Source organism: Chitinophaga sp., from assembly GCF_039596155.1.
Classification (GTDB): domain Bacteria; phylum Bacteroidota; class Bacteroidia; order Chitinophagales; family Chitinophagaceae; genus Chitinophaga.
In genome coordinates, this window is record NZ_JBCNKF010000007.1 from 169,147 (window position 1) to 189,870 (window position 20,724).

Here is a 20,724-nt window from a genome sequence, read left to right on the forward strand (position 1 = left end):
AAACGAATTACACATGTCGCTCACAGTTGTAGGCACTATGGCATTTGACGATATAGAAACCCCATTTGGTAAGTCCGGAAGAATCGTAGGTGGCTCTGCTACTTATATTGCATGGGCTGCATCCAACTTCGTTCAACCTATTAACCAGGTATCTGTAATAGGCGGGGATTTTCCGCAGTCTGAACTGGAAGCACTGAAAGCCAAAGGCGTAGCGCTGGAAGGCATACAGGTGAAAAAGGATGAAAAATCCTTCTACTGGTCCGGTAAGTACCATATGGATATGAATACCCGTGACACCCTGGTTACAGAGCTGAATGTACTGGGCGACTTCAATCCTGTAATTCCCGAAAGCTACCAGGGTAGCGAATTCCTGATCTTAGGTAACCTTACCCCCCAGGTACAGCTGTCTGTGATCAAACAGATGAAGACCAGGCCTAAACTCATTGTAATGGATACAATGAACTTCTGGATGGAAGTAGCACTGGAAGACCTGAAGATAACGCTGAAAGAAGTAGATGTACTGTTGGTAAATGATGGAGAAGCACGTCAGTTGTCTGGTGAATACTCCCTGGTGAAGGCGGCTCGTAAGATCCTGACCATGGGGCCACGTTACCTGATCATCAAGAAAGGAGAACACGGTGCGCTGCTGTTCCATGAGAACCACGTATTCTTTGCACCTGCATTGCCGCTGGAAGATGTATACGATCCAACCGGGGCTGGCGATACATTTGCGGGTGGTTTCATTGGTCACCTGGCTAAAACGAAGGATATCTCTTTTGAAAACATGAAGACGGCAATCATCGTAGCTTCTGCAATGGCTTCATTCTGTGTAGAGAAGTTTGGTGCTGATCGCCTGAAGAGCATCACACAGGAAGATATCTCTGCAAGGCTGGACCAGTTCGTAGAGTTGGTAAACTTTGATATCGACCTCGTTTAGTAGATACGTAACGCCCCTGGCGCTTCAAAATCATATTAAAAAAGCCGATCAGTATCTGATCGGCTTTTTTAATATGATTGCACCCTATTTATAAATCTCATTTAAAATAGCCGCCAGTCTCAACCCTCCCTTCAGTAACTGGCTATTCAAATCCTTCACAAAAAGATAATTATACTTGTAACTCAGCTTCTCATTCGCCGGTGTTTTATCATACACCTTATCCGCCAGCTGATTCGATTCAAACAACCAATCCTTCACAGTCCCACGCTGTATCACCTTTATCTGTGCCGCATCCGCCGTATCCAGTGCCGCGGTATACTCTGTATAGCTCAACTGCTGAAAATCTATCAGCTGCTCATCCCACACCCTATGCAAATTAGATTGAACCCCGAACCACATCACCGGGATCTTATTTCCTCCCTGGTCTTCATCACGACCCACATGCAAAGGCTGGTGCATATCCCCTATCATGTGAATCAAATACGTCATCGCCAGCCACTGCTCCTCTTTCGTTCCCTTACCGGATTTCAGTTCCCCGATCAACGCCTCCGTTTCATCATACAAATTCTCCTTCTTCACCGTCTTCAAAGTCGCGTCCATCCCTGCTCTGTCTACATGCGCAGGAAAATCTACGAAATGCCAGCTATACCGGCTATCGAACCGATGCGTGGTATCACTCTTAATGTAATCTGGCCATGTAGACACCATGGCCATACTCTCTTTCCCAAGTATCGCCTGTACAGCTTTTAATGCCTTCGGTGTCAGGTGTCGGTAAGCAATTTCAGCAACAATGCGGTGTCCCGTCACGCCCCATGCAGAAACAGACAACGGTATGAGCGGCAATATCAGGCCCAGACCAAGCAGGTATAACTTCTTAAGCATAAAAAATAAATGAGCTGGTTAAGTCACTAAAAAGTAAAGGTAATGACTTCTAGGGTATGCTGCCGACCAGTCATCCAAATCTCACCCGCTATCCCGAAGGATATAACCGGCCTGTATGCTTCTATTTCCATCTGCCAGATACCCGCTGTTAACAGTGGAACAACTACCGAAGGCAGCAGTAATCGTTTGTCCATTTTCACGTAAATTTGATGATGCCATTTAAAATTCATTCACCTTACGCTCCCTCCGGCGATCAGCCAGGAGCAATCAAACAACTGGTGGAAGGCGTGCAGGATGGAGCTCCTTACCAAACCCTGCTGGGTGTGACCGGTTCAGGGAAAACTTTCACCATCGCCAATGTAATCCAACAGGTACAGCGCCCTACCCTGGTGCTCACTCACAATAAGACACTGGTAGCCCAGCTTTACGGCGAATTCCGCCAATTCTTCCCCGACAATGCTGTCGAATACTTCGTTTCTTACTACGATTACTACCAGCCTGAAGCATACATGCCGGTCAGTGATACTTATATAGAAAAGGACCTCGCTATCAATGAAGAGCTGGATAAGCTGCGCCTCAAGGCCACGACCAACCTGCTGTCAGGTCGCCGCGATATCATCGTGGTAGCAAGCGTATCCTGTATATATGGTATGGGGAACCCTACCGATTATGAAAACGGTATCATTCGCCTGCACAAAGGCCAGACCATCAGTCGTAATACCGTCTTACATGGCCTGGTGAACTCCTTATACACCCGTACCACAGGTGATTTTAACCGGGGTAACTTTCGTGTAAAAGGAGATACAGTCGATATCAACCTGCCTTATGTAGACTATGCCTACCGCATCACCTTCTTCGGCGACGAGATTGAAGAAATAGAAAGCTTCGATGTACAGAACGGAAAGCGCATCGGTACCATGGACAATGCGGCCATCTTCCCGGCCAACCTGTACCTGGCTCCTAAGGATATGATGCAGCAGATCATCTACGAAATACAGGATGAACTGAAAGCACAGGTCGATTACTTCAGGGCAGAAGGGAAACATATAGAAGCTCAGCGCCTCTCAGAAAGGGTCAATTACGACATCGAAATGATCAGGGAACTGGGTTATTGCAGCGGTATTGAGAACTACTCCCGCTTCCTGGACAGGCGTACCCCAGGTACCCGGCCATTCTGCCTGCTCGATTACTTCCCGAAAGATTTTCTCTTAGTCATAGACGAGAGCCACGTCACCATTCCCCAGATCGGTGGTATGTATGGCGGTGACCGTTCCCGTAAGCTCACCCTCGTAGATTTCGGCTTCCGCCTCCCCTCTGCACTGGACAACCGCCCGCTGAACTTCTTCGAATTTGAAAACCTGGTAAACCAGGCCATCTTTGTCAGTGCAACTCCAGGGGATTATGAACTGCGCCAGACAGAAGGTGTGGTGGTAGAACAGGTAGTACGACCTACCGGGTTGCTGGAACCACCTATAGAGGTAAGGCCAAGTATCAACCAGGTAGATGACCTGCTGGAAGAAATAGATAAACGGGTACAAAGTGGTGGTCGTGTACTGGTAACTACCCTCACCAAGCGTATGGCAGAGGAAATGGATAAGTACCTGCAGCGTATTAATATTAAGTCCCGGTATATTCACTCTGAAGTAGATACCCTGGAAAGAATAGAGATACTCCGCGATCTGCGTTTAGGTAATATTAATGTACTGGTAGGTGTGAACCTGCTCCGTGAGGGGCTTGACCTGCCTGAAGTAACGTTGGTGGCGATCCTGGATGCTGACAAAGAAGGTTTCCTCCGCGATGAGCGTTCCCTGACCCAGACAGCCGGTAGGGCCGCACGTAACGTAGACGGATTGGTGATCTTCTATGCAGATAAGATTACAGATAGCATGCAGCGTACCATAGACGAAACCGACCGTCGTCGCGAAAAGCAGATTGCCTATAACCGCCTCCATGGTATTACGCCGCGGACGGTACTGAAAAGCAAGGAACAGATCATGGGGCAAACATCCGTGCTGGAAATCAAGAACTTCGATGAGAACTCCCCGATTGCAGTACACGACGAAGTAACGCTGGTAGCAGAAAACGCCGTGGATTATGCCAAACAGGAAGCTGCAGCCAAGACTATCCCGCAAATGGAAAAATCAATAGCCAGAATAAAGAAGGATATGGAAAAGGCGGCAAGAGATCTGGACTTTATGGAAGCTGCCAGACTACGTGATCAAATGTTCGCATTACAACGTGAACTCGATGCAATGAAAGATATATAGTAAAAATAATAATAAATAGCTTTTTAAGCATTCCTGTTAAATTTTCTCACCTTCATTCCCCGAAAAGAAGTTTTTGTCTGAAGCAAAACCTTTTTTTCGGGGTTTGTGTTTTAAAAAGGTTCATTTTTGAGGCAAAAATTGGAAGTTGCTTCCTTACAGAAACCATTAAGTAGTGATTTTAATATTATAAAATATAATATGTGTTAGGTGATTTTCAATAGTTTTTATCAACATAACAAAATATAGATAATGTTTATATTGTTGTATTATATTAATTTGTAAGCCTTGTCTTCCAATCGCTGTAATACTCAAAACCCTCTTGTTAGAAAATCGTTAATTTCTACTTAAGTACCAAATAACTTATTGTAAATCATATTTTTATATTTTAATCTTACCACTTCTTCCACTCACAGAATGACGAAAATCATTATTAATATTATTTTTATTTATAATATAGTTAACATTTGACCCACTTTCTCCTGTTTTTATAAGATGATTTCTATTTTTGACCCCTACTATTTGATAAAATAAATTTATCACTACTTTTATTGAAGAAATTTAAAATCGCATTGCTATGAAGAAAACATCATTTCAAGACTATTTACCCTTTATATTTCTGGGATTAGTGGCAATATTTGGTTTATTCATTAAAAACGAGCCGCTTTTTGTGGATGCTGAGGGAAAATACAATTATGGTGACATTGCGTGGATTCTGGTATCAACCTGCCTGGTATTTTTCATGACACCTGGTTTGTCATTTTTCTATGGTGGTATGGTAAACCGTAAAAACGTAATCTCTACCATGATGCAGAGCTTCATAGCTACAGGCCTGATCAGTATATTATGGGTGACTGTTGGCTTCAGCCTGTCTTTTGGTAATTCATACCACGGGATCATTGGAGATCCTACTACCTTCCTCTTCTTTAAAGGAGTCGCTTCCAGCGCGCCATGGAGTGCTGCTCCCACCATTCCTTTACTGCTGTTCGCGCTTTTCCAGCTGAAATTTGCGATCATCACACCAGCACTGGTTGTAGGTGCTACTGCTGAAAGGATCAGGTTTACATCTTACGTATTATTTATGGTGCTTTTCAGCTTACTGGTTTATTGTCCAATTGCACACTGGACATGGCATCCGGAAGGTTTCCTCTTCAAGCTCGGCGTAATTGACTTTGCAGGTGGTACTGTTGTACACATCTCTGCTGGTTGTGCCGCATTGGCTGGTGCCCTGGTACTGAAACGCCGTAAGGATCATATTGAAAAGAAAGAATTGCAACCTGCTAACATTCCATTCGTACTGTTAGGTACTGGTTTGCTGTGGTTCGGCTGGTTTGGTTTCAACGCCGGTTCTGCCGTTGCCGCAAATGGTCTGGCTGCATCTGCTTTCGCTACTACTAATACAGCTGCTGCCGCTGCAGGTCTGTCATGGATCTTCTTCGATGTAGTTCGTGGCCGTAAAGCTTCTGCACTTGGTTTCTGTATCGGTGCCGTAGTTGGTCTGGTAGCTATCACGCCTGCCGCAGGTTTCGTAGGTATCCCACAGAGTATATTTATGGGCTTCATCGCTGCGATCATTTCCAACATGATGGTTCATTACAAATCTAAAACCGCTATCGACGATACACTGGATGTATTCCCTTGTCACGGTGTTGGTGGTATGGTAGGTATGTTGCTGACAGGTGTATTTGCTACCAAAGCGGTGAACGTTGTAGATGGTTGGTTCTATGGTAACTTCGATCTGTTCAAAACTCAGTTCATTGGTCTGGCAATCGTAGTAGTATATAGCTTCGTTGTATCTTATGCTATCTTCAAACTGATTGATGCAATCCACCCGCTCCGTGTAAGCGAAGAAGAAGAAGCACTGGGTCTGGATGCCTCACAGCACAACGAAAGCTACCATCCGCACATGATGAGTGTATACGACAACGGTACACTCAAAGAAGAACCAATGATAGATTAATGAAGATTATATAGTGCGTTTGAATACCCAAAACATTTAGAATAGCTAATAATTAACACGGGAAATTGTAGATAGTATCATTTTATCAACCGAAGTATTTTATCAACCAATTTCTTATTTGTTTCGTGTAAAAATTTTCCTTCCCGAGGTTAATTATTAGCTATTCTTTTTTATTGTCTTATCGGTCCTATCGCTTAAAAGCAGCTACCACGCAGATTTAGCACACTCCTTTTATCATCCAAATTTTACTGCATGAAAAAACTTTTTTTGGCAGCCTTCGCTGCCAGCCAGATTTCTTTTGCCTATTCCCAAACGGCGGATTCTACCAAAAGCCCATTAGTGAATATCTCCGGTTCTGCAGATGTTTATTACAAGTATAATTTCAACGGCAACAGCACAGACAATAAGACAAGCTTTACTAATTCGCAGAATAGTTTTGAACTGGGTATGTTCTCACTGAAGGCAGAACAGTCTTTCCAAAAAGGTAGCATCGTTGCTGATCTTGGCTTTGGCAGAAGAGCGGCAGAGTTTTCATACAATGATCATCCCGTTGATAAGGGAAGTATGGAAATGGCCATCAAACAACTTTATGTTAGCTACCAGGTGCTCGACAAACTCAAGATCAGCATGGGTAGTTTTGCCACCCACATCGGCTATGAACTGGTGGATGCCTATCAGAACAGGAACTATAGCATGAGCTATATGTTCAGCAACGGACCTTTCTTCAATACAGGTTTAAAAGCAGATATCACGATCAATGAACACCTGACTGCCATGCTGGGCGTATTCAACCCGACCGATTTCAAATCGGCTTCCTGGTCGAATAGCAAGTATATCGGTGCACAGATCGGTTATAGCGCCAATACCACCCCGCTTAAGTTATACCTGAACTACCTCGAAGGCCGCGATACTGCTGGTGTACAGAATCATCAGTTAGATTTCGTTGCACTCTACAATGTCAATGATGTGATCGGATTCGGTTACAATGGTACCATCAGTACATATATCAATACCCGTGAAAAAGAAGCAACAGATAATACCGCTAAATGGTGGGGCTCTGCTTTGTACATGAATATTGATTTCAATAAAACACTGGGTGTAACCCTGAGAGGCGAATACTTTGATGACGCTGATGGCCTCAAGACTTTCGCAGGTATCGGCGGTGGCCATGTGATGGCCGGCACGGTCTCCCTGAATTATAAAGTAGGAAACCTGACTATCATCCCCGAATTCAGACTCGACAAAGCCTCAGTAAATATTTTTAATAAACATGATGGAGCCCCGGTAAGCACATCTCCCAACGTTTTGGTAGCTGCCACGTATCATTTCTAAAAGCTATTTTATATTTTGTGGACAAAATCTGATACATGTTACAGCCCACCACGTTGAAATTTTTGAAATCACTGAACAAGAATAACAATAAGCCATGGTTCGAAGACCATAAAGGGGACTATCTGCAGGCCAAATCTGACTATGATAGTGTGGTTCAACAAATCCTGGATGGCCTGTTTAAGCAGGATCCGGCCCTGATCGGATTGCAGGTGAAGGACTGTACATTCCGTATATACAAAGATGTAAGGTTCTCAAAAGACAAAACACCTTACAAAACAAACATGGGAGCTGCATTTGCCCCTGGGGGCCGCAAAACACCCCGCCCCGGTTATTATTTCCATCTGGAACCCGGCGGTAAGAGTTTTGCCGGCGGTGGCCTCTGGATGCCTGAAGCTCCGGTATTAAAGAAAGTAAGACAGGAAATAGACTATAACTTCGAGGAATTCCAGCAGATTATATCCAATAAGGATTTCATCCGCTACTTTGGTAAAATAGAGGGAGAAGCACTCAAGACGGTGCCGCAGGGATACCAGCCGGACAATCCGGCCATAGCTTACCTGAAACTAAAAAGCTTCACTGTATGGCACCACATCTCAGATGATGCTGCCATACAGCCTGCACTTGTTAGAGAAATTTTGAAAATATTTGCTGTCATGCAGCCATTTGTAAAATTCATGGACCGGGCGCTGGACATGGAATAATAGCGCCAGCTTCCACCCAATCTCCGGGCTGACTAAAAAACGGTGTTGATGCACTCCTGTGCTATGACTCTCTTGTGTTTTTTAGTCAGCCCTTTTCCGTACTCATCACCAACTTCAGTAGGACAAAAAATTCTTACCCTGTGCGGTACTTAAGGCACAGGCAATTGACGCTCTCTACAATACACTCTTCGATTTGTAAGACAATCTCCAGCACAAAATAAGCTTGTCTGTAGTCCTATCTGCCGGATGTGCATACCTGACATATACACATACTATAATGACCAACAGATAAATACGGGACAAGTATTTTGCGGGCTAGTTTTTGTGGATCAGGAACTCAAACGGTCTTGCCTTACGATTCTTCAACAGATTTTCTTTGTCTGTTTTAGTGTGTGCAAAACGTTGATTATACACGTTGGCTACCTCAATGATGGGTATAATGCCGTCCAGTGTATCATGTTGATCCACAATGTTCATGATGCGTGATACCTGTGAAGAAAAGTTGTTACTCCACTCCTCAGTAAATTTGTGCATCAATAAAAGCTCACGATTGGCGTTGGTTTTCATAGGACTTAAGGGTGTTTACGGATTTGTGAATTTTAGTTCTGTCAGCACCTTACTTTTTACAAGTTTTTTGACTCTTTTTGAAGAAGTAAGTTGGCATAGGATTATTGATACCAAAATTGAATTTTATCCTTCATTAATCAATACTACTTCTGTGTAATTTTTGTTTCGGTGATACAAATTTCTCCTCAGAATAATACTAAATAATACAAAAAGAGCAAGTGGTAGGTCACTTGCTCTCAATTGTTTATGTTATGACGTATATACGTTTACGGATATCATGGTCATAAAAACTAGATCCATTTCTGTGCATGTAAAAATTCTGCTATTTGCACTGCATTGGTTGCTGCGCCTTTACGTAAATTATCTGCGACAATCCACATGTTTAAAGTCTTCTCCTGGGTCTCATCACGACGCAAACGACCTACAAACACCTCATCTCTCTCATGTGCATCTTTTGGCATCGGATATTTTGCATTTGCAGGATCATCTACTACTATTATACCCGGTGTCTTCTCTAAAATGCTGCGAACTTCACTTAATTCATACTCATTATCGAATGCAACGTTCACAGATTCACTGTGACCACCCATTACCGGAATACGAACAGTTGTAGCAGTGACACGAATGTTACTATCTCCCATGATCTTTACAGTCTCTTTCACCATCTTCATCTCTTCTTTCGTGTAACCGTTATCGAGGAATACATCAATCTGAGGTATCACATTCAGATCTATCTGGTGAGCATACGCTTTAGGCCCTTCTACACCTTTACGCTCATTCATCAGTTGCTCTACAGCTTTTACACCGGTACCCGTTACTGACTGATAAGTAGATACTACTACACGATTGATTTTATATTTTTCGTGCAGTGGGGTCAATGCCAATACCATCTGGATAGTAGAACAGTTAGGATTAGCGATGATCTTATCCTCAGGAGTCAATGTCTTACCATTGATCTCCGGAACAACCAGTTTTTTGGTAGGATCCATTCTCCATGCAGAAGAGTTGTCAATAACAGTAATACCCGCTGCTGCAAATTTAGGTGCCCACTCAAGAGAGGTACTACCACCTGCGGAAAACAGTGCTACTGCAGGCTGCATGGCAATTGCCGTATCTGCGCTGACTACCTTATACTGCTTGCCCTTAAATGTTACTTCCTTACCTACTGACTTCTCAGATGCAACCGGAATAAGTTCTGTAACCGGAAAATTCCTTTCCGTTAACACCTGTAACATTTTTGAGCCTACCAGTCCGGTAGCTCCTACTACGGCAACTTTCATTGTATTTACATTTTAAATTTTTGGAGATGCGAATTTAATACAACCTTATCGGTTTTCAATGTATGTCTATGAATCATAGAAAATCACTAATTTCGGCTACTTTTCATTAGTAAATCGTTAATAAATGAGGTTTCCCATTGTTTGTGTATGCATGCTTTTGTATGCCCTTTCTTCCCGTGCCCAATTCGAAGAATATTTTAATTATCCTGATATGAAAGACGCCACGCGCTGGCACGGCACCGATTCCGCGTGGACTATACTGAATGGACAATTAAAAAGCAGCTTCGAACAAATTAATAGTATTTTCTATATATCAACTGATGTAGCACCTCTACCTGTTAACACCTGGCAATGGTGGATGCAACTCAACTTCAATACATCTTCATTAAACTATGTGGACACTTACCTGTGCGCTGATAAACGCGACCTCCTGGATTCCTTACTCACCGGGTATTTCGTAAGAACAGGTAACACGAAAGATGAAGTGTGTTTATACCGCAAAGATCCACATGCAACACCGGTGCTACTCATCGACGGCAGAGATGGTGTCACCAACCATTCAACAAATACATTAAACGTAAAAGTGACACATAATGCACGGCATGAATGGACACTAATCGTAAATGATATAGTAGAAGGTACCGCAACTGATAGTATGTATACTAAAGGATCAATCATGGGATTTGCCATCCGGCAATCCACTGCATCGTTTATAGGGAAGCATTTCTTTGATAATATTATAGCAGGAGATGCGCACACAGAACCCGAAAATATACATGTCGTGATCAATGAGATATTATATGATGGTGATGTAGAATTTGTAGAGTTATATAATAATGGTACAGATCCGGTATCACTTTCACAGTTATATATTATAAGAGCAAAAACAAACGGCGGGTTTACTGATCGTGTGGCATTTCCCGCAGGCACATTGGCTCCCGGTAGCTATGCTGCATTCACAAGCGACTCCGATGCACTCTGTATACAATATCATTGTGTGAGTCCAGCACAAATCTATAAAATGGCACTACCGTCTCTGACCAACGAAAAAGGCAGTATTTATATAATAAATAATAAAGAGGATACCATTGATGCATTACAATACACAGATGCCATGCATTTCCCTTTGGCAGCAAATACCAAAGGAGTATCGTTAGAAAGACTAGATGTCAATGCCCCCACACAACAATTTTCAAATTGGCATTCTGCATCCTCAACGGTGGGATTTGCGACACCTGGTAGTGCAAACTCCCAGCAGTTAAGCGCAGTAGATTTGCCAGGTACATTCACCCTGACGCCCGAAGTGTTTTCTCCGGATAATGATGGAACCGACGATGTAGCTGTGATCAATTACATGTTGCCCGCTGCAGGAACTGTTGCAGATATATCTATATATGATGCCGCCGGCAGATCAGTCAAAACAGTTTGTAATCATTTTTTATTGTCTTCAAAAGGTTTTTTTACCTGGGATGGTACAGATGATGTGCACAATATAGTCCCATCTGGTATATACGTTGTTTACGCCTCATTCCTTCATCCTGAAGGAGATATGCAGCGCTGGAAGCTCCCGTTGGTATTGGCAAAACGAAAAAATACCTGATTTTGTCAACTTTTTTATTTGCTAAAAGCAAATAAATTTTTAATATATAATTGGTCAGTTTGGTTGATTAGAACGAATAAAAATAAAGTATAGGTCGGATCAATTTGTCGGATAGAAACGATTTTTTATATTTGCGCTTCTTAAAAATTTGAACATGCAGTATAGAGAAATAGTTGCAGTAACCGGTTTGGGCGGTTTATTTCAGTTGATCGCCAGCAAACAGGATGGTGCCATTGTAAGATCTCTGGAAGACAAGAGTACGCGTTTCGTGAGTTCGCGCATCCATAATTTTACCCCCCTGGAAAGCATTGAAGTATTTACCACAGGCGAAAACGTAAACCTGGCGGAAGTATTCAAAGCTATGCAGGACCAAGAAGGTAAAACTGCCCTGGTGGATGCTAAGGCTGACAATAAAGCGATCAAAGCTTACTTCAAAAGCGTATTCCCTGAATTCGATGAAGAAAGGGTGTACGTGAGCGATATGAAGAAGATGGTAAAATGGTATACCATCCTCAAAAATAATGACCTGCTGAAATTCGAAGAACAAACAGAAGATGCAACTGCTGAAGAAGTAGCTGCCGAAACTGCAGTTGTTGAAGAAGAAGCAGAAAAACCTGCTAAAAAGGCAGCTAAACCTAAGAAAGCAGCTGCTAAAGAAGAAGCCCCTGCTGCTGAAGGTGAAGAAGCACCAGCTGCTAAGCCTAAAAAAGCCACCAAAGCTAAGAAGGAAGAAACACCTGCTGCTGAAGGCGAAGAAGCACCTAAAAAGAAGGCTGCTCCTAAGAAAAAGAAGACTGAGGAATAAGATTTCTCTCTCCGGAATAAATTTTTGCCTGGCGGAAAGCGCAAACGCGTTTTCCGTCAGGCATTTTTATTGCTATAAGCCCACGTTTAGTCCAACACCCGTTCGACACTTGTTCGACTCGTCTTCGACTGTTGTTCGACTGTTCTTCGACCGTTGTTCGACGCTTCTTCGACGCTTGTTCGACTAAACTATAATTCAGCTTTAGCCAGACTTCGCCACCAATAGTCCACCTAATGCGCACCAATAGTACACTGTCTGTAGTATAGTCAGACTATCGCTCTGGTATTAATTTCTTATTTTAGTATTATGAAGACTTTAGACGCAAATATTGATAAACAACCCCGTACACTGTTACCCGAAGATTTTAAGGTAACCACATGGGAAGCATTGAAGCCATATTATGATGAGTTGCTGGCAAGACCAATTGAAAGTGTGGCTGCGCTGGAAAAATGGCTGAAAGACATCAGCGAACTGGATGCAGTGATAAGCGAAGACGCCGCCTGGCGACAGATCCGCATGACCTGCGATACAACCGACAAATCCCTGGAAGAAGCCTTCGCCTACTTCTGCATGGAAATACAACCGCAGTTGCAACCCTATACGGATGCACTCAACAAAAAACTCCTCGCAAGTGAATACCTGGGCCAGCTGGACCAGGAACTATATGCCACCTTCCTGCGTAGCGTAAAGAAACAAGTGAAACTGTTCCGCGAGGAGAATGTACCCCTGCTGGCTGAACTCAGCGTGCAATCTCAGCAATATGGCCCTATCGTAGGTAAAATGACCATTAACGTCAATGGACAGGAATATACCCTGCAACAGGCTGCCCGCTTCCTCGAAAGCAGCGACCGCACCCTCAGGGAAGAAGTGTACCGTAAAACCAGCGCCCGCCGCCTGGAAGACAAAGATCAGCTGGATCAACTGTATTCTACCCTGGTGCAAAAACGCGATCAGGTGGCAAAAAACGCCGGTTTCGCCAACTATAGAGACTATAAATTTGAAGACCTGGGCCGGTTCGATTATACCAAGGAAGATTGCTTCCAGTTTCACGCTGCCGTGAAGGAGCATATCCTCCCGCTGGTTAAGAACTTCCAGGAAAAACAACGCCAGAAACTGGGCCTGGATGTGCTGAAACCATGGGATGGAGAAGCTGAACCTGCAGGCGTAAAACCCCTGGAACCTTTCCACACCGGCGAAGAGCTGATCAATAAAGCCATCGCAACCTTCGACGAACTGGGACCTTTCTTTGGTAATTGTCTGCGCGTAATGCAGAAAATGGGACGCCTGGACCTGGAAAGCCGTAAAGGAAAAGCACCAGGTGGTTACAATTGCCCACTGGCAGAAACCGGGGTGCCTTTCATTTTCATGAATGCGGCCGGTCAAATGAAAGACCTTACAACCATGGTGCACGAAGGCGGCCATGCCGTACACTCCTTCCTGAGCCATAACCTGAAACTGAGCTTCTTCAAGGAATATCCAATGGAGATTGCTGAAGTGGCAAGCATGAGCATGGAGCTGTTCACCATGGACAACTGGAATATCTTCTTCAGTAACCCCGATGAACTGCGCCGTGCTAAATTGCAGCAACTGGAAAGAGCGATCGTCATCTTCCCATGGATTGCAACTATCGACAAATTCCAACACTGGGTATATGAACATCCGCAGCATACCGTCGAAGAACGCACAGCTGCATGGGTAGCTATCCTGGAAGAGTTCTCAACAAATACCGTTGACTTTACAGGACTGGAAGAGTCCAGGGCCGCTAGCTGGCAGCGCCAATTGCACCTCTTCGAAGTACCTTTCTACTATATTGAATACGGTATTGCACAACTGGGGGCGATTGCCATGTGGAAACAGTATAAGGAGAATAAACAGCAGGCACTGGATAATTATGTGAAAGCGCTGAGCCTGGGTAGTACCAGAACATTGCCTGAACTCTATAAAGCTGCAGGCATCAGGTTCGACTTCTCCCCTGCTTATGTGAAGGAACTGGCAGATTTCGTGCAGGCAGAAATTGAAAAGATCTAACTAAAATAAAAAAACGCTAATGCGGGAAGCATTAGCGTTTTTTTTATCGGGCATGGCCTGTGGCCTGCTTTGCTTAACTGCTATTTACACTCTTTACATACCCCACTCACCACTACATCTACATTATGCATAGCGTACCCCTTCGGTAGCTGTATCACCGGGATCTCTGTATCATCCAGGCAAATCGTGGTGCCACAATTTTCACATCTGAAGTGAATATGATGATCATGATGATCATGTTCAGAACAATCAGATTTGCACAAGGCATATCTGATGCTCGTATCGGTAGTGGGAATGGTATGAATCAATCCCTTATCAAGGAAAGTTTGTAAAGTGCGGTATACGGTCACGCGGTCAAAAGATTGACCGGCGAGTTTTTCAAAACTACTATGTTCCAGTGCGCCATTACTCTCCATGAACAACTCCAGGATCTTCAACCGCGTATCTGTAATGCTTAGTTTGCTCGCCTTCAGCAGCTCCGTGATATGTGTTTTGTGCGTAAGTTCCATATTTATTCCTTTAGCAGCCTGTCAATATCTGTGATCAGCTTGTCTACGTCAGCAGCTTTGGTGCCTTCATATAATCCCCTGATGCGACCCTGACCATCTACAAGCGCGAACCATTGTGTGTGTACAAAATCTTCATCCCCCGCATAGGTACCATCATCTACAAGATAACCCTGGCGGGCCAGTTTATATAATTCTTTTTTAGAACCGGTCAAAAACCACCAGTTGGACGGATCTGCACCATGCTCTTCTGCATATTTCTTCAATACAGGGACACTGTCATTTTCCGGGTCAACCGTGTGAGAAAGGATCCTGAACTTAGGTTCGTTTTTATATTTAGCATATACTTTCTCCATGTTCTTGTTCATCTTAGGACAGATGCCGGTACAGGTGGTGAAAAAGTATTCCGCTACATAAATTTTGCCTTCCACATCCTGGGCGGTAATGGTACGCCCTTCCTGATTCGTGAACGAAAAGCCACCTACAATATGGCCGTTAGTACCCAGCACTGGCAGTTTTTCCCTGCCGAAGAAATCACCCTGCTCTCCTTTGATCACATAGCCGGAGTATCCCATGAAAGCTATTGCCAATAGCACGAAAAAGGTGATTAAAAAGACGTTCTTCTTTGACATAATCGCCGATCTGTTATTTATATAATGCAAAGGTAGGTGTTTTCTTAATTACCCTATAATTTAGGCTAGCCTAAAAATTATTTCTTGTTAATAAAAAATTAAAAAATATTTTCGTGAAAATTAAACATACATGCTCCGATTACTTACAGCAGTGCTCATACTCTGTAGCATGGCTGCTTTTGCCCAAACCGATTCTTTGCAGACTGCCCACCTGAACGAGGTGATTGTGACAGGGGTGACCCGGGCCACGACCGTCAGGAAGAATCCCGTTCCGATCGCTGTCATTACCAAAAAAGAAATGTCCACTCACCTCAATACCAACCTCATTGATGCTGTCACCAAATCTATCCCCGGTGTATCGGCTGTGACCACCGGGCCAAACATCTCTAAGCCGTTTATCAGGGGACTGGGGTACAACAGGGTCCTGACCCTGTATGACGGGGTGCGGCAGGAAGGACAGCAATGGGGAGATGAACATGGTATTGAAGTAGACCAGTATGGTATAGGGCGGGTGGAAGTAGTAAAAGGCCCGGCAAGTCTCACGTACGGCTCAGACGCCCTTGCCGGTGTTGTCAATATGATCCCGGATCTGCCGGTTGGTGAGGAGGGGCGCCTCAGGGGCAACTTTCTGACCGAGTATCAATCCAATAATGGTATGGCCGGCTCTTCCCTGGGGCTCTCCTATCATAAACATGACTGGCATTATGTTTTTCGCCTGAGCGGCAAGATGGCCCACAACTATCGTAATGCAGTGGATGGCTATGTGTATGGCACTGCCTTCAGGGAGCTAAATGGTACCGCCATGGCCCGTGTGGATAAAAAATGGGGATACTCGCTGCTGGCTACCACCTTATATAATAACCTGCAGGAGATCCCTGACGGTAGCCGTGACTCCCTCACGCGCAAATTTACCATACAGGTAGCGGAGGGGGATAATGATGATATCAGGAACCGGCCGATCGTTCCGGATCACTTATTAAAAACTTATTCCATTGCTGACCTTCACCAGCACATCCGCCATTATAGATTATACAACCGCACAAAGATCGGGAACTTCCTTTCTTCCATCGCTTTACAGCAAAGCTCGCGACAGGAGTACAATCATCCGCTGACACCGAAACAGCCAGGCCTGGACCTGATACTCAATACCCTGAATTACGATTTCCGCTACAACCTCCCAACGGTCAATAATATAGAAATGACAGCAGGGGTCAATGGAATGTACCAGACTAACCGTAGTCAGCATGCGACCGACTTCCCGATCCCCGACTACAACCTCTTTGACGTTGGTGGTTTTTATTTCGTGCGGAAGTCCTTCGGGCCCGTGGAGGTTTCAGGGGGGATCAGGTATGATCACCGCCATATTCACTGGAACGATTTCCGGCAGTTTACAGCCTTTGCCCACAGTTATAATGGAATATCCGGTAGCCTGGGAGCTACTTATAACCTCAGCGAACGGGTATTATTGAAGGCGAATATAGCCAGGGGCTATCGTGCGCCGAACATTACAGAGATCGGATCAAACGGCCTTGACCCGGGTGCACACATCGTGTATTTAGGAAACAGGAACTTTGACCCCGAGTTCAGTCTGCAGGAAGATATTGGCTGGCTGGCCTACCTGGAAGAAGTAGACCTGAGTGTGGAATTGTTTAATAATAATATTACCAACTACATCTACCAGGCCCGCCTCAATGATGTGGTGATCGTGCCGGGTAATGCCACTTATCAGTACCAGCAGTCAAAAGCAAGGTTATATGGTGGAGAGGTCAGTATTAACTTTCATCCCCGTAGCATCGGCTGGTTAAAGATTAACAATAGTGTGGCGTATACAGCGGGATTGAACCGGAATGCCGCATTGATCAGGGAGCATGGCGACCAGGCAAAGTACCTGCCTTTCATTCCACCGCTGCATGCGCGTTCAGAATGGAAAGCGGTATTCCCGAAAATGTATGGGCGGATAGAGGTCGATGGCTACGCAAAGCAGGATCACTTTTACGCAGTGGATAATACGGAGACCGCCACAGACGGGTATGTATTATTGAATCTGGGTGCCGGGGGCACGATTGCCAAAAGGTTCGACCTGTTTTTCCAGGTAGACAATGTATTCAATACAGTATACCAGGCAAACATGAACCGGTTGAAGTATTTCGAATATTACACCGCCTCCCCCAATGGGCGATCAGGTATATATAATATAGGAAGGAATTGTAGTATTAAAGTTTCAGTCCAATTTTAATCCCGAGCTGAATGCTTGGCAGTACACTCACCAGTCTGCCATCATTCGACTGGGCAGCACCATTATTCTCTGTGAAGTTCTGGTAGCGATAGACTTTGGTACGGACCCCTAAGCCAACGTACGGGTCAAAGACGATTTTGTCTTTAGTGATCTGTCGGCCCACCAGGATCTGAAAGGCATAGACATCCTTGGTAGCAGAGCGTTTGTATTTATCGTCGTTGATCGTTACGTCCTCGTTGGGGTAAAAGACCTTCTTATATATTAAGACAGGTTCGAAGTAAGTACCCATAGCCCTGTACAAACCGTCTCTTGCGGAGAACAGGTAGCAGCGCAGGCCAGCCCTGAATCCCAGCCCTCTCCCATCTACATATTGTTCGGTACTGATATCCGGCTTCTTTTGCCCGATGTCTATTTTTTTAGACAGCAGGTAATCAGGATAGTCAGTATAGATACCGGATACACCCACTTCGAGGCTGAGTTTTTCACTCAGCTCCTGTTCGATCGATACATCCAGTTCATTAATAAGCGTTGTAGGGTTCACCTTGATGTAGGTAGACCTGCGAAATGGGGATTTGTTATCCTGTGCAAAGGCATAGGCCGCGCTCAGTAACAACAGGCATGTAACAAGCAGTGGTTGTTTCATAAAGTTTAGTTATCAGCTTCTTAGGCTGAAAGTATGACTGATTATAAAGTCAATAATCGTTCCACAATTAGTGGATAATACTTGTGTTCCAGCACCTGTACCTTCTTTGCGAGGGTTTCCGGGGTATCGTCCGGGGTGATGGTACAACGTTCCTGTAAGATGGTAGCCCCGTCGTCATACTTTTCATTAACGAAATGAATGGTGATACCACTCTCCGTTTCTTTTGCGGAGATCACAGCGTCGTGCACAAAATGGCCATACATACCTTTACCTCCATATTTCGGTAATAGGGCGGGATGTATATTAATAATACGGTCCGGAAATGCCTGAACGAGATTGGCAGGTACTTTCCAGAGGAAACCAGCTAAAACCACCAGGTCAATCTTTGCTTCCTTTAAAAGCTGAATATAATCATCGCTTCGGAAAAAGCGTTCTTTATCTATTAATATAGAAGGAATGTGCTCGTTCTCTGCAATTGTGAAGACACCGGCTCCCGGTTTGTTGCACAGGATGAGCGTAACGGCAGCTTTGTCGGAGCCTTTGAAGTGGTCAATGATCTTTTGCGCGTTACTGCCTGCACCTGAAGCGAGAATGGCTATATTTTTCAAGATGATTCTTTTGTTTGCTTAATAAAGGAAGAAGTTGCAAAATTAGATAAATATAACCAGATGTCCGGTAGTGCCTGTTTTGATCCCAGAATTTTAAGAGTATATTTGAACCATTCACGGGGAAAAGAGGTTAAATAAGGAAGGCACAACTTTGGAAATGATCCCCCCACACTATACCATATTATGATACGTGATAATATGTAGGCCTGCAAGGAAGTGAAGAAACCATTGTGCGGTTTATGACATTTATCATGTTTTTTCTTATGCAAAAGTATCTGATCATTACGCGCTTTGCCGCGTCATATATAGGGAAAAGGAATTAGTGAAGCAAGTAAGATTTTTTTATAATTGTTGATAAATTGTCAATATTGTGTCTTATTTTTGCTGGCACTTTTTAAAGAAACTTAAGGTCAAATCTAAACTAAATAGGCTGTGTATCGTCGTGTTTCCATCCGTATGCGTAAGCATTTTGTGAGTGTTCTTGTCCTATGCGTTGGTATGATTGCTTCCTTCTCAGTAAGGGCTGCCGATCCTTCCAAGGGTAAAGCATTGTTTCAGAGCAACTGCGCATCTTGCCACAATGTCCATAAGAAACTAACTGGTCCTGCCCTGGCGGGTGTTGAAGGTCGTTGGAGTGATAAGAAATTATTACACCAGTGGATTCACAACTCAGCGGCTGTATTGGCCACTGGTGACCAATACGCTAATGCGTTATTCAATGAGTACAAAATTCAGATGACTGCTTTCCCAAGCCTGTCCGACGGTGATATCGATGATATCCTGGCGTACATTGCGCAGGAAGAAAAGAACGATCCAAATGCCAAAGCTGGTACTAATGGTCCTGCTGGTCAGACGGGTACTCAACCTGAAGAAGGTAGCGCTAACAACAGCCTGCTGTTTGGTATCATCACCCTCATTCTCGCAGTAGTCGCACTGATTCTCCTCCAGATCAACAGCAACCTGAACAAGCTTGCTGCTGACAAAGAAGGCGTAGCAGTTCCGGAACCTGTTCCTTTCTACAAAAACAAAGCATACATCGCGCTGGTGATCCTGGTGATGTTCATGGTTGGTGGTTATTTCACTATCAACGGAGCAATCGGTCTGGGTCGTCAGAAAGATTACATGCCTGAGCAACCTATCTTCTTCTCTCACAAAGTTCACCCTGGTATGAACCAGATCAACTGTCTGTACTGCCACGCCGGTGCTGAGAAGAGTAAGCATGCGATGATCCCTTCTGAGAACATTTGTATGAACTGTCACAAGGTGATCAGCGAATACAGTGGTCCTGAGCTGTTCAATGCAGAAGGCAAGAAGATCAACGGCTCTGCGGAAATCGCAAAATTATATGAGTACGTTGGTTGGGATGCAAATGCAAAAGCTTACACTAAACCAGGTAAACCAATTCCCTGGACGAAGATCCACAACCTGCCTGACCACGTTTACTTCAACCACTCTCAACACGTAGTAGCTGGTAAGCAACAGTGTCAGACCTGTCACGGTCCTATCACCGAAGAAGATGAAGTTCATCAGTTCGCGGACCTGTCAATGGGTTGGTGTATCAACTGTCACCGTACTACCAAGGTGCAGTTTGCAGACAACAAATACTATAGCATTTTCGAGAAGTTCCACCAGGATGTTAAAGACGGCAAGATCGACAGCGTAACTGTTGAAATGGTCGGTGGTACTGAATGTCAGAAATGTCACTATTAATATAAGAAGTGAAGATAAATCTGGTGGAGGAAG

The 20,724-nt window shown here is 44.3% G+C and carries 18 protein-coding genes; 10 read left to right on the forward strand and 8 right to left on the reverse strand.

Going from position 1 to position 20,724, the window contains the following annotated elements:
- The first annotated feature begins 13 nt into the window (after positions 1-13).
- Complete coding sequence (locus ABDW33_RS09260) at positions 14-937, forward strand: PfkB family carbohydrate kinase (protein ID WP_343689776.1); 924 nt, start codon at positions 14-16, stop codon at positions 935-937.
- An 84-nt stretch (positions 938-1,021) separates the two neighbouring features.
- Here ABDW33_RS09260 and ABDW33_RS09265 read toward each other — a convergent pair whose 3' ends face one another.
- Together ABDW33_RS09265 and ABDW33_RS09270 are read right to left on the reverse strand one after the other, a co-directional pair.
- A complete protein-coding gene (locus ABDW33_RS09265) occupies positions 1,022-1,819 on the reverse strand; it encodes a S1/P1 nuclease (RefSeq protein WP_343689777.1) in 798 nt (265 codons plus the stop codon).
- 26 nt (positions 1,820-1,845) lie between these two features.
- Positions 1,846-2,013 carry a hypothetical protein gene (locus ABDW33_RS09270; RefSeq protein ID WP_343689778.1) on the reverse strand — a complete coding sequence of 56 codons (168 nt, stop codon included), beginning with the start codon at positions 2,011-2,013 and terminating at the stop codon, positions 1,846-1,848.
- 18 nt (positions 2,014-2,031) lie between these two features.
- Between ABDW33_RS09270 and uvrB the strand changes: the two genes are divergently transcribed.
- From uvrB to ABDW33_RS09290, 4 genes are all read left to right on the forward strand, one after another.
- Entirely contained in the window at positions 2,032-4,086 is a 2,055-nt protein-coding gene (gene uvrB, locus ABDW33_RS09275; protein WP_343689860.1) for an excinuclease ABC subunit UvrB, read from the forward strand.
- A gap of 574 nt (positions 4,087-4,660) precedes the next feature.
- Positions 4,661-6,043, forward strand: a complete 1,383-nt coding sequence (locus ABDW33_RS09280) for an ammonium transporter (protein WP_343689779.1) — start codon at positions 4,661-4,663, stop codon at positions 6,041-6,043.
- A gap of 252 nt (positions 6,044-6,295) precedes the next feature.
- Positions 6,296-7,375: a porin gene (locus tag ABDW33_RS09285; protein ID WP_343689780.1), complete on the forward strand. Its 1,080-nt coding sequence runs from the start codon at positions 6,296-6,298 to the stop codon at positions 7,373-7,375.
- A gap of 35 nt (positions 7,376-7,410) precedes the next feature.
- Positions 7,411-8,076: a DUF2461 domain-containing protein gene (locus ABDW33_RS09290; RefSeq protein WP_343689781.1), complete on the forward strand. Its 666-nt coding sequence runs from the start codon at positions 7,411-7,413 to the stop codon at positions 8,074-8,076.
- A gap of 315 nt (positions 8,077-8,391) precedes the next feature.
- Here the strand turns inward: ABDW33_RS09290 and ABDW33_RS09295 are convergent, their stop codons facing one another.
- Positions 8,392-8,643, reverse strand: a complete 252-nt coding sequence (locus ABDW33_RS09295; RefSeq protein ID WP_143708839.1) for a hypothetical protein — start codon at positions 8,641-8,643, stop codon at positions 8,392-8,394.
- A gap of 290 nt (positions 8,644-8,933) precedes the next feature.
- Positions 8,934-9,923, reverse strand: coding sequence for an aspartate-semialdehyde dehydrogenase (locus ABDW33_RS09300; protein WP_343689782.1), 990 nt, complete (start codon positions 9,921-9,923; stop codon positions 8,934-8,936).
- Positions 9,924-10,134: 211 nt separating this feature from the next.
- On the opposite strand from ABDW33_RS09300, the gene ABDW33_RS09305 reads away from it, so the two are divergent.
- From ABDW33_RS09305 to ABDW33_RS09315, 3 genes are all read left to right on the forward strand, one after another.
- Complete coding sequence (locus ABDW33_RS09305; protein ID WP_343689783.1) at positions 10,135-11,523, forward strand: lamin tail domain-containing protein; 1,389 nt, start codon at positions 10,135-10,137, stop codon at positions 11,521-11,523.
- Positions 11,524-11,677: 154 nt separating this feature from the next.
- Entirely contained in the window at positions 11,678-12,328 is a 651-nt protein-coding gene (locus ABDW33_RS09310) for a DUF5606 domain-containing protein (protein ID WP_343689784.1), read from the forward strand.
- Between the two features lie 306 nt (positions 12,329-12,634).
- The gene (locus tag ABDW33_RS09315) at positions 12,635-14,356 is read left to right on the forward strand and encodes a M3 family oligoendopeptidase (protein ID WP_343689785.1); all 1,722 of its coding nucleotides are present in this window, start codon (positions 12,635-12,637) and stop codon (positions 14,354-14,356) included.
- Positions 14,357-14,436: 80 nt separating this feature from the next.
- Here ABDW33_RS09315 and ABDW33_RS09320 read toward each other — a convergent pair whose 3' ends face one another.
- Both ABDW33_RS09320 and ABDW33_RS09325 read right to left on the reverse strand, forming a co-directional pair.
- Positions 14,437-14,865 carry a transcriptional repressor gene (locus tag ABDW33_RS09320; RefSeq protein WP_343689786.1) on the reverse strand — a complete coding sequence of 143 codons (429 nt, stop codon included), beginning with the start codon at positions 14,863-14,865 and terminating at the stop codon, positions 14,437-14,439.
- A gap of 2 nt (positions 14,866-14,867) precedes the next feature.
- A complete protein-coding gene (locus tag ABDW33_RS09325; RefSeq protein ID WP_343689787.1) occupies positions 14,868-15,494 on the reverse strand; it encodes an SCO family protein in 627 nt (208 codons plus the stop codon).
- A 130-nt stretch (positions 15,495-15,624) separates the two neighbouring features.
- Here ABDW33_RS09325 and ABDW33_RS09330 point away from each other — a divergent pair, with 130 nt between their 5' ends.
- Positions 15,625-17,730: a TonB-dependent receptor gene (locus ABDW33_RS09330; protein ID WP_343689788.1), complete on the forward strand. Its 2,106-nt coding sequence runs from the start codon at positions 15,625-15,627 to the stop codon at positions 17,728-17,730.
- Here the strand turns inward: ABDW33_RS09330 and ABDW33_RS09335 are convergent.
- Complete coding sequence (locus ABDW33_RS09335; protein WP_343689789.1) at positions 17,708-18,373, reverse strand: hypothetical protein; 666 nt, start codon at positions 18,371-18,373, stop codon at positions 17,708-17,710. The genes ABDW33_RS09330 and ABDW33_RS09335 overlap by 23 nt on opposite strands.
- 41 nt (positions 18,374-18,414) lie before the next feature.
- Positions 18,415-18,981, reverse strand: a complete 567-nt coding sequence (purN, locus tag ABDW33_RS09340) for a phosphoribosylglycinamide formyltransferase (RefSeq protein ID WP_343689790.1) — start codon at positions 18,979-18,981, stop codon at positions 18,415-18,417.
- Positions 18,982-19,413: 432 nt separating this feature from the next.
- On the opposite strand from purN, the gene ABDW33_RS09345 reads away from it, so the two are divergent.
- Positions 19,414-20,691: a c-type cytochrome gene (locus ABDW33_RS09345; RefSeq protein WP_343689791.1), complete on the forward strand. Its 1,278-nt coding sequence runs from the start codon at positions 19,414-19,416 to the stop codon at positions 20,689-20,691.
- Positions 20,692-20,724 lie beyond the last annotated feature (33 nt).

What these genes read in the sequence shown, in the direction of transcription:
- ABDW33_RS09330 (WP_343689788.1), top strand. Translation starts at nt 15,625, where the DNA reads ATGCTCCGATTACTTACAGCAGTGCTCATACTCTGTAGCATGGCTGCT.
- ABDW33_RS09325 (WP_343689787.1), bottom strand. Translation starts at nt 15,494, where the DNA reads ATGTCAAAGAAGAACGTCTTTTTAATCACCTTTTTCGTGCTATTGGCA.
- ABDW33_RS09315 (WP_343689785.1), top strand. Translation starts at nt 12,635, where the DNA reads ATGAAGACTTTAGACGCAAATATTGATAAACAACCCCGTACACTGTTA.
- ABDW33_RS09290 (WP_343689781.1), top strand. Translation starts at nt 7,411, where the DNA reads ATGTTACAGCCCACCACGTTGAAATTTTTGAAATCACTGAACAAGAAT.
- ABDW33_RS09310 (WP_343689784.1), top strand. Translation starts at nt 11,678, where the DNA reads ATGCAGTATAGAGAAATAGTTGCAGTAACCGGTTTGGGCGGTTTATTT.
- ABDW33_RS09280 (WP_343689779.1), top strand. Translation starts at nt 4,661, where the DNA reads ATGAAGAAAACATCATTTCAAGACTATTTACCCTTTATATTTCTGGGA.
- ABDW33_RS09335 (WP_343689789.1), bottom strand. Translation starts at nt 18,373, where the DNA reads ATGAAACAACCACTGCTTGTTACATGCCTGTTGTTACTGAGCGCGGCC.
- ABDW33_RS09300 (WP_343689782.1), bottom strand. Translation starts at nt 9,923, where the DNA reads ATGAAAGTTGCCGTAGTAGGAGCTACCGGACTGGTAGGCTCAAAAATG.
- ABDW33_RS09295 (WP_143708839.1), bottom strand. Translation starts at nt 8,643, where the DNA reads ATGAAAACCAACGCCAATCGTGAGCTTTTATTGATGCACAAATTTACT.
- ABDW33_RS09305 (WP_343689783.1), top strand. Translation starts at nt 10,135, where the DNA reads ATGAAAGACGCCACGCGCTGGCACGGCACCGATTCCGCGTGGACTATA.
- ABDW33_RS09320 (WP_343689786.1), bottom strand. Translation starts at nt 14,865, where the DNA reads ATGGAACTTACGCACAAAACACATATCACGGAGCTGCTGAAGGCGAGC.
- ABDW33_RS09260 (WP_343689776.1), top strand. Translation starts at nt 14, where the DNA reads ATGTCGCTCACAGTTGTAGGCACTATGGCATTTGACGATATAGAAACC.
- ABDW33_RS09265 (WP_343689777.1), bottom strand. Translation starts at nt 1,819, where the DNA reads ATGCTTAAGAAGTTATACCTGCTTGGTCTGGGCCTGATATTGCCGCTC.
- uvrB (WP_343689860.1), top strand. Translation starts at nt 2,032, where the DNA reads ATGCCATTTAAAATTCATTCACCTTACGCTCCCTCCGGCGATCAGCCA.
- ABDW33_RS09270 (WP_343689778.1), bottom strand. Translation starts at nt 2,013, where the DNA reads ATGGACAAACGATTACTGCTGCCTTCGGTAGTTGTTCCACTGTTAACA.
- ABDW33_RS09285 (WP_343689780.1), top strand. Translation starts at nt 6,296, where the DNA reads ATGAAAAAACTTTTTTTGGCAGCCTTCGCTGCCAGCCAGATTTCTTTT.